Origin of the sequence: uncultured Nevskia sp. (assembly GCF_903885465.1) — a bacterium.
Lineage (GTDB): Bacteria > Pseudomonadota > Gammaproteobacteria > Nevskiales > Nevskiaceae > Nevskia.
In genome coordinates this window covers 1-8583 of sequence record NZ_CAISIQ010000132.1, presented here as the reverse complement: position 1 = coordinate 8583, position 8583 = coordinate 1, and the positions used below count along the sequence as shown (strand labels likewise).

Below are 8583 nucleotides of genomic sequence, written 5' to 3'. Positions count from 1 at the left end.
GTCGAAGTCGGCCAGACGGTCAAGGCCGGCCAGACGCTGTGCATCATCGAAGCGATGAAGATGCTCAACCAGATCGAGAGCGACAAGAGCGGCGTCGTCGTCGAGATCCTGGTCGACAACGAGAAGCCGGTCGAATTCGACCAGCCGATGTTCATCATCGAATAGCGCCGCGCCCAACGGCAATCTCACGTAAAGGCGCGAAGACGCAAAGGAAATGCGAAGAACATTTCCTGCTTTTTTGTTGAATGTCTTCGTTCTTGGCGTCTTTGCGCCTTTGCGTGAGCCTGCTTTTCGCTTTTCCGAGCTTATCTGAGCCCACGCTCAACCGAGGCATAAGCCTGCAATGTTCAACAAGATCCTGATCGCCAACCGAGGCGAAATCGCGCTGCGCATCCTGCGCGCCTGTCGCGAACTCGGCATCAAGACCGTCGCCGTGCATTCCACGGCCGATCGCGACCTGAAGCACGTCCGCCTGGCCGACGAAACCGTCTGCATCGGCCCGCCTGCGGCGACCTCCAGCTACCTGAACATGGCGGCGATCATCTCGGCTGCCGAAGTGACCCAGGCCGACGCGATCCATCCCGGCTACGGCTTCCTGAGCGAGAACGCGGACTTCGCCGAAAGCGTCGAGCGCAGCGGCTTCGTGTTCATCGGCCCGCGTTCGGAAACCATCCGTCTGATGGGCGGCAAGACCACGGCGAAGGCGGAGATGATTTCTGCTGGCGTGCCCTGCGTGCCCGGCTCCGAAGGCATCCTGCCGGACGACGATCACGAGTGTCTGTCGGTCGCCGAGAAGGTCGGTTATCCGGTGTTGATCAAAGCCGCTTTCGGTGGCGGCGGCCGCGGCATGCACGTGGTCCGCAAGCCGGCTGATCTGATCGGCTCGATCAAGATTGCCCGCCAGGAAGCGCTGCAGGCGTTCAAGGACGGCTCGGTGTTTCTCGAGAAGTATCTCGAAGTGCCGCGTCACATCGAAATCCAGGTGCTGGCCGACGAGCACGGCAACGCCGTGTTCCTCGGCGAGCGTGACTGCTCGATGCAGCGCCGCAATCAGAAGGTCATCGAAGAAGCGACCGCGCCCGGCATCAGCCCCGAGCAGCGCGCCGAGATCGGCAAGCTGTGCACCGATGCCTGCAAGCGCATCGGTTACCGCGGCGCCGGCACCATGGAGTTCCTGTACGAGAACGGCCGCTTCTACTTCATCGAGATGAACACCCGCATCCAGGTCGAACATCCGGTGACCGAGATGATCACCGGCGTCGACCTGATCGTGCAGCAGATTCGCGTTGCCGCTGGCGAGCCGCTGCCGTTCAAGCAGGAAGACATCAAGATCACCGGTCACGCGATCGAGTGCCGCATCAACGCCGAAGACCCGTTCAAGTTCACGCCGAGCCCGGGTATCGTTGCGAAGTGGCATACGCCGGGTGGCCCCGGTGTACGCATGGACAGCCACGTCTACGCCGGCTATCGCGTGCCGCCGAACTACGATTCGATGATCGGCAAGCTGATCGTCCACGGCCCGACCCGCGAAAGCGCGATCGCCCGCATGCGCACCGCGCTCGACGAGATGATCGTCGAAGGCATCGTCACCAACATCCCGCTGCAGCAGATGATCCTCAACGATCCGACCTTCTGCGCCGGCACACATCACATCCACTACCTGGCGTCGATGCTCGACAAGGCGGCGGGCGGCACAGGTGACGCGCACTAAGGTGTCGACCTGGATCGAACTCGCGGTCGCGAGTCATTACCCCGAGTTCGCCGAAGAAATCTTCACTGCCTGCGGCGCGCTGTCGGTGACGATGACCGACGCCGCCGACGTGCCGGTGCTCGAGCCGCTACCCGGCGAAACACCGCTGTGGCCGGCGACGATCACCAAGGGCCTGTTCACGGCCGGCACCGATCTCGACGTGGTGCGTGCTGCGCTCGCCGAGCAGCTGCCGGATGGCGACAGCGCCAAGACCGAAATCCTGACCGTCGAGGATCGTGACTGGGTGCGCGCCTGGCTCGATCACGCCGAAGCCATGCAGTTCGGCGAGCGGCTGTGGATCTGCCCGACCGGTCGGGAAGTCACGGCCGCCGACGCGATCATCGTCCACCTCGATCCCGGCCTCGCCTTCGGTACCGGCACCCATCCCAGCACGTCGATGTGCCTCGACTGGCTGTCGCTGAACGAAGTCGCCGGCAAGACCGTGCTCGACTACGGCTGTGGCTCCGGGGTGCTGGCGATCGCCGCGCTGAAGCTCGACGCGACATCTGCGCTGGCGATCGACATCGACCCCCAGGCGATCACTGCAACGCTCGATAACGCACAGACCAACGCCGTCGCCGAGCGCATCGTCTGCGCCGGCATCGACCATGTGCTGAACACGCAGTACGACATCGTGCTCGCCAACATCCTGGCGCGGCCGCTGATCGAACTGGCGCCGAAGCTGGCCGCTGCAACCAAGCCGGGCGGCTGCATCGTGCTCGCCGGCCTGCTCGAACGACAGGCCGAAGAAGTACGCGCAGCCTACGCACCGTGGTTCAGCTTCGAGATCGACGGCCAGCGCGATGGCTGGAATCGCATCAGCGGTAGACGTTCACCGACGTAATGCGACGAACGGGGCTACCGACGAACGGGGCCCGTCGGTATCATCCCCGTCCCCTTTGTGAACAAACGATGACGCCGTCGTGACGGCCATCGCGGCCGAGCGTCATGTCCTCGAACAAACCCCAAGACGTCGATACCCAGACGCCCGCGCCGAAGCCGCTCTGCACCTCGGTTGCTGAGTGCATGGACGCGTACTTCCGGACCTTGAACGGTCACGCGCCGAAGTCGCTGAACCTCTATGACACCGTGCTGGAACAGGTCGAGCCGCCGCTGCTGCGCGCCACGCTCGATTACTGCGACGGCAACCAGTCGCGCGCCGCCGAACTGCTGGGCTTGAACCGCGCCACGCTGCGCAAGAAGCTGAGCCAGTACAACATCAGCACTCGCTGATAGCCTCTGATTCGCGCCGAACCCGGCAAGCAAAAGCGATCTCACGCCAAGACGCCAAGGCGCGAAAGAAAAGTCCAATGCTTTTTCGAGAATGTCTTTTTGCTTCAGTGCCGTTCTTTGCGTCTTCGCGCCTTTGCACGAGCCAAAGCTTTTGATGTAGTCCCAACCGACGAAACAACCATGACCCTGCTGACCCCGCGCCGCGCCCTGCTGTCCGTCTCCGACAAGTCCGGCATCGTCGAACTCGCGACCGCCCTCAGCCTTCGCGGCATCGAGCTGCTGTCGACCGGCGGCACCTTCAAGCTGCTGCGCGAGAAGGGCGTGGCGGTCACCGAAGTGTCGGCCCATACCGGCTTTCCGGAAATGATGGATGGCCGGGTCAAGACCCTGCACCCGAAGATTCACGGCGGCCTGCTCGGCCGGCGCGGTACCGACGATGCGGTGATGGCCGAACACGGCATCGCGGCGATCGACATCCTGGTGCTGAACCTCTATCCGTTCGAAGCGACCGTCGCCAAGCCCGGTCACACGTTTGACGAAGCGATCGAGAACATCGACATCGGCGGCCCGGCGATGCTGCGCTCGGCGGCGAAGAATCATGCCGACGTCGCGGTGGTCACCAAGCCGGCGCAGTACGCAGGCCTGCTCGAAGAACTGGCCCGCGACGGCGGCATCAGCAAGGCGACGCGCTTCAAGCTCGCGGTCGCCGCGTTCAATGGCGTGGCCGCTTACGACGCCGCGATCAGCGACTACCTGTCGGCGATCGAAGCCGATGGCAGCCATGCACCATTTTCGGGCCAAGCCAACCTGCGCTTCGAGAAAGTCATGGACCTGCGTTATGGCGAGAACCCGCATCAGCAGGCCGCGTTCTATCGCAATCTGAATCCGCTGCCCGGCACGCTCGGCACCTTCCAGCAGCTGCAGGGCAAGGAGCTTTCCTACAACAACATCGGCGACGCCGATGCCGCCTGGGAATGCGTGCGCAGCTTCGTCAAACCGGCCTGCGTGATCGTCAAGCACGCCAATCCCTGCGGGGTCGCGGTCAGTCTCGATGGCATCGGTCAGGCCTACGAACTGGCCTACCAGACTGATCCCACTTCAGCCTTCGGCGGCATCATCGCCTTCAACCGCGAAGTCGATGCCGCGACGGCAAGCGTGATGGTCGGCCGCCAGTTCATCGAAGTGCTGCTGGCACCTGCCTACTCGGCGGAAGCACTCGCCGTGCTGAAGACCAAGGCCAACGTCCGCGTGCTGCTCATTCCGCACGGTGACGCGCACAACAGCCACGACATCAAGCGCGTCGGTTCCGGCCTGCTGATCCAGACCGCCGACAACCGGATGATCACCGAGGCCGAGCTGAAGGTTGTCAGCAAGCGCGCGCCGACCGAAGCCGAACTGCACGACCTGATCTTTGCCTGGAAGGTCGCCAAGTTCGTGAAGTCGAATGCCATCGTCTACGCGAAGAATCGCCAGACCATCGGCGTCGGCGCCGGCCAGATGAGCCGCGTCTACTCGGCGAAGATCGCCGGCATCAAGGCCGCGGACGAAAAGCTCGTGGTCGCCGGTTCGGTGATGGCCAGCGATGCCTTCTTCCCGTTCCGTGACGGCATCGATGCAGCAGCAGCCGCCGGCATCGTCGCGGTGATCCAGCCGGGGGGCTCGATGCGCGACAACGAGGTGATCGCCGCTGCCGACGAAGCCGGCATGGCGATGGTGTTCACCGGGGTTCGCCACTTCCGGCACTAGGGTCTGTTGGCAATTACTTTGCTCGCTGCGGCGGAGGTCGTTTTTGCCCAGTGCAACGAACAAGGAGCGGCCAATGGTCAACCCATTGGCGCGACGAGAGAGGCAGCAATGGGCAAAAACGATCCCGCCCCGAAGGGTTGCGGCCAAAAAGTCGCCGAGACTTCGTTGCGAACCTTGACCATAGGTAAGCTATGGCCGGCGGTTCGCGCCTCGCCCGGCGGCTTTTTGACCTGCAACGCAGCGACCAAAGCAATTGCCAACAGACCCTAGATGAGCGAGCGCCTGACTGATTGCGAGGCTTGTGTCGATGCGATTCTCGCGCGGCTCGGCAAGCGCATCGTGCTCGGCGCGCCGCTCGGCATCGGCAAGCCGAACGCGCTGCTCAATGCGCTGTTCCGGCGTGCGAAGCAGGATCCTTCGATCTCGCTCGACATCATCACGGCGCTGTCGCTGAATCCGCCGAAGGGCAAGTCGGAACTCGAAGAGCGTTTTCTCGCGCCGGTCCGCGAACGGGTCTGGCCGAACTATCCGCGGCTTGAATATCTCGATGCCGTTGACGCTCGCGCCTTGCCGCCGAACATCCGGGTGATCGAGTTCTATCTGCGCGCAGCCAGCCAGCTCGGCAATCCGATCGCGCAGCAGGACTACATCAGCACCAACTACACGCAGGTGGCGCGCGACATGCTCGTGCGCGGCGCCAATCTGCTGGTGCAGGCGATCGCCCTGAGAGTCGACGCCGATGGCCGGCAGCGCCTGAGCCTGTCCGGCAATCCGGACGTTACCCTACCGCTGCTGCGCGGGCTCGAAGCCGGCCCGAAGAACTGGCTGGCCGTCGGCCAGATCAATCGCCAGCTGCCCTGGTTCGGCCACCACGCGGAAATCGCCGAGAGTCGTTTCGATCTGGTACTCGATGACCCGGCGCTCGACCACGCACCGTTCGCGGTGCCGCATGAACCGGTCGGTACCGCCGAATGGGCGATCGGCCTGCGCGCGAGTGCGCTGGTGGCTGACGGCGGCACCTTGCAGGTCGGCATCGGCGCGCTGGGCGATGCCGCCTGCCATGGCCTGCGTCTGCGTGAGCGCGACAACGGCCCTTATCAAGCTGCGCTGAGCGCGATCGGTCGCAGCCCGATGATCGCCAGCATCGGCGGCGACGGCCGTTTCGAGCGCGGCCTCTACGTTGCCAGCGAGCTGATCTCGAACCCGTTGTTTGCCCTGTTCGAGGACGGCATCGTGCGCCGCCGCGTGTTCGAGGACGAGGCGCTGCAGATGGCGATCAACGACGGCAGCGCCGCCGAACCCGCGACCGGCGGCACCGCGCTGCAGGGTGCGTTCTTCATCGGCCCGGGTGATTTCTACCAACGCCTGAGGGCACTGGACGAGGATCGCCGCGATCTGGTCGACATGACCGGCGTCGATGAAGTCAACGCGGTCTACAAGACCTGGTCGCTGGAACGTGCGCAGCGCCGCCATGCGCGCTTCATCAACATCACGATGAAGGTCAGCCTGCTCGGCGCGGCGGTCTCCGATCAGCTCGCCAATGGTCAGGTGGTGTCCGGTGTCGGCGGCCAGCACGATTTCGTCGCGATGTCGCACCAGCTGCCTGAAGCGCGCTCGATCCTGCTGCTGAAGTCGGTGCGCGGCGGCAGCGACGGCAAGCCTCTGGAATCGAATCTGGTCTGGGAATTCCCGCACGCGACCATCGCCCGCCACGAGCGCGACATCGTCATCACCGAATACGGCGTTGCCGACCTGCGTGGCAAGACCGACCGCGAATGCATCGAAGCCCTGCTGGCGATTGCCGACAGCCGCCTGCAGGAACCGCTGGCAGAACAAGCCCAGCGCGCCGGCAAGCTGCCGCACAGCTATCGGATACCCGAGGCCAGCCGGCAGAACCTGCCGCAACATCTCGCCGCAGCGCTGGCCCCGTTCCAGACGTCTGGCCTGCTGCCAAAGCTGCCGTTCGGCAATGATCTGACCGATGCCGAACTGTCGCTGGCGGCCAGGCTCGGCAAGCTCAAGACCGCCTCATCGACCTGGAAAGGACGCCTGCAATTGCTGGTCGCCTTCCTGACGCCGGCCGATGCCGAGCAGGCTGAGGTCGCTGCAGCCTTGAAGCATCTGCAACTGAGCGCACCGGCTTCCGGCAAGGAACAGCGGCTGGCTCGACTGGTGCGCGCCGCCTGGCGCCTGTAGCTGCGACAGACGCTCAGGTCTTCCGGTTCAGCGAACCGAACGGAATGTGTACGCAGGGCAGCGCGGCAGCGGCTGGCGTGAGATGGCTCTGCTGGTCGTCGAAGAAGATGTGCGGCCTGAGTATTTCGAGGACGCGGCGCTTCTCGACGCCGCCGAGGAAGAAGGCCTCGTTGACGACCACGTCCCAGTTTCTCATCGTGGTGATCACCCGCTCGTGCGCCGGCGCATTGCGCGCAGTGACGATGGCGACTCTCAGCTTGCGCACATAGCTGCGATCGTCCATCACCTTCTGTTCTTCCAGCGCCTGGATCTTGCGCAGCTTGTGCAGGAACGGCGCCAGCGGGCCGGGGCTCAGGGGAATGCCGGCGTTGCGCTGCTCATGCTCGTGGAAGCCGACGAGGCCGCTGGCCTGGAAGACCGCTTCCGATTGATCGTCGGCGAGCACGCCGTCGAAATCGAAAGCGATGCGCAGTTCGTCGTCGCCATCCTCATCGACGAAACTCGAATCGAGCACTTGGCCCGCCGCATGGCCGGCGGCGTTGGCATCGCGGACATCGATCTCGTTTGCCGACAGGAACAGGCTGATGCTCAGCGCATCGATGAAGCGATGCGGCGAACGGCCTTGCAGGAACACCGCGCGGCTGATGCCGAGGCCGTGGGACTTGATCGAGTCCATGACCCGCAGGCCGGTGTCGGGATCGTTCTTCGACAGCAGGATGACCTCGACCAGCGGATCGTCCTTCGGGCTCAGATCATTCAGGGACAGTAGCCGCTTGATGAACGGGAAGGCAACACCCGGCGCCAGGGTCTGCGTGCGATTTTCCAGCTGGTAGGCGCGATAGGCGGCCTCGCCTTCCCTGCGGAAAACCTGGTCAGCCTCGCCGAGATCGAACAGCGCGCTGGAAGCCAGGCCGATGACCAGGCGGGTATCGAGTTCGTAGGACATCAACGATCCGGAAGAGCGGGACAGCGGGCCGGGCAAGCAATGTATTGAAGCTTGCCGGCGATCCCGGGAATCGTATTCGATCGGCTGCGCCGCTACTTCCGTTCGACGCGGATATCGCCGCTGAAGCTCGACAGTTCGATGCGCGCGCCGCGGCCATCGCCCCAGACGTATTCGCGCTTCTTGCTGCTGTGGTTCTCGACCGTGGTCGCGCCTTCGCAGTGGACATCGCCGCTGAAGCTCTTCAGCAATGCAGTGCCGTTCAGGCTCTGCGGCACGATCATGGTGATCTCGCCGGACAAGGTCTGGCCGCCGACCTGGGCGCTGTCGGTGAGCGCGACATCGAGACGCAGGTCACCGCTGACCGACTTCAGCTTCAGATCGGAAAACTTGCCGCCGCGCCGCAACTCGATGTTGCCGGAGACCGTTTCCAGACTTAAGCCGCCGCTGAGGCCTTCGAGATCGAGATCGCCACTGATGCTGTTCAGGCGAGTGTTGGTCGATGGCGCCTTCAGCTTCACGTCGCCGCTGACCGTCTGCACGGACACTTCGCTGGAACCGAGCGCCAGCGCGATATCGCCGCTGACCGTGTTGACCTTGACCGGCCCCTTGCTGCCGTTGACGACGACATCGGCGCTGACCGTTTCCAGCTCGACGCGAGCATTGGTCGGCACCCGCAGTTCGAGCACGGTGTCGTGGCCGTTGCGGCTTTTCT

The 8583-nt window shown here is 64.0% G+C and carries 8 protein-coding genes; 6 read left to right on the top strand and 2 right to left on the bottom strand.

The annotated features are described in order from the left end of the window. The 6 genes from QZY06_RS04870 to QZY06_RS04845 form a co-directional block, all read left to right on the top strand. Positions 1-165: biotin/lipoyl-containing protein (locus tag QZY06_RS04870; protein ID WP_295680937.1), on the top strand; the 165-nt coding region annotated here is incomplete at its 5' end. Between the two features lie 178 nt (positions 166-343). Next, positions 344-1711, top strand: coding sequence for an acetyl-CoA carboxylase biotin carboxylase subunit (gene accC, locus QZY06_RS04865; RefSeq protein WP_295680935.1), 1368 nt, complete (start codon positions 344-346; stop codon positions 1709-1711). Continuing rightward, complete coding sequence (gene prmA, locus QZY06_RS04860; RefSeq protein ID WP_295680932.1) at positions 1698-2594, top strand: 50S ribosomal protein L11 methyltransferase; 897 nt, start codon at positions 1698-1700, stop codon at positions 2592-2594. The genes accC and prmA overlap by 14 nt, the downstream gene beginning before the upstream one ends. Before the next feature lie 104 nt (positions 2595-2698). After that, positions 2699-2983 carry a helix-turn-helix domain-containing protein gene (locus tag QZY06_RS04855; protein WP_295680930.1) on the top strand — a complete coding sequence of 95 codons (285 nt, stop codon included), beginning with the start codon at positions 2699-2701 and terminating at the stop codon, positions 2981-2983. A gap of 180 nt (positions 2984-3163) precedes the next feature. Beyond that, positions 3164-4729: a bifunctional phosphoribosylaminoimidazolecarboxamide formyltransferase/IMP cyclohydrolase gene (purH, locus tag QZY06_RS04850; protein WP_295680927.1), complete on the top strand. Its 1566-nt coding sequence runs from the start codon at positions 3164-3166 to the stop codon at positions 4727-4729. A gap of 270 nt (positions 4730-4999) precedes the next feature. Further along, entirely contained in the window at positions 5000-6925 is a 1926-nt protein-coding gene (locus QZY06_RS04845) for an acetyl-CoA hydrolase/transferase C-terminal domain-containing protein (RefSeq protein WP_295680923.1), read from the top strand. Between the two features lie 13 nt (positions 6926-6938). Here the strand turns inward: QZY06_RS04845 and QZY06_RS04840 are convergent, their stop codons facing one another. After that, entirely contained in the window at positions 6939-7871 is a 933-nt protein-coding gene (locus tag QZY06_RS04840; RefSeq protein WP_295680920.1) for a 5'-nucleotidase, read from the bottom strand. Between the two features lie 92 nt (positions 7872-7963). Continuing rightward, positions 7964-8583, bottom strand: a 620-nt coding sequence (locus QZY06_RS04835; RefSeq protein ID WP_295680917.1) for a DUF4097 family beta strand repeat-containing protein, incomplete at its 5' end; no start/stop codon positions are given.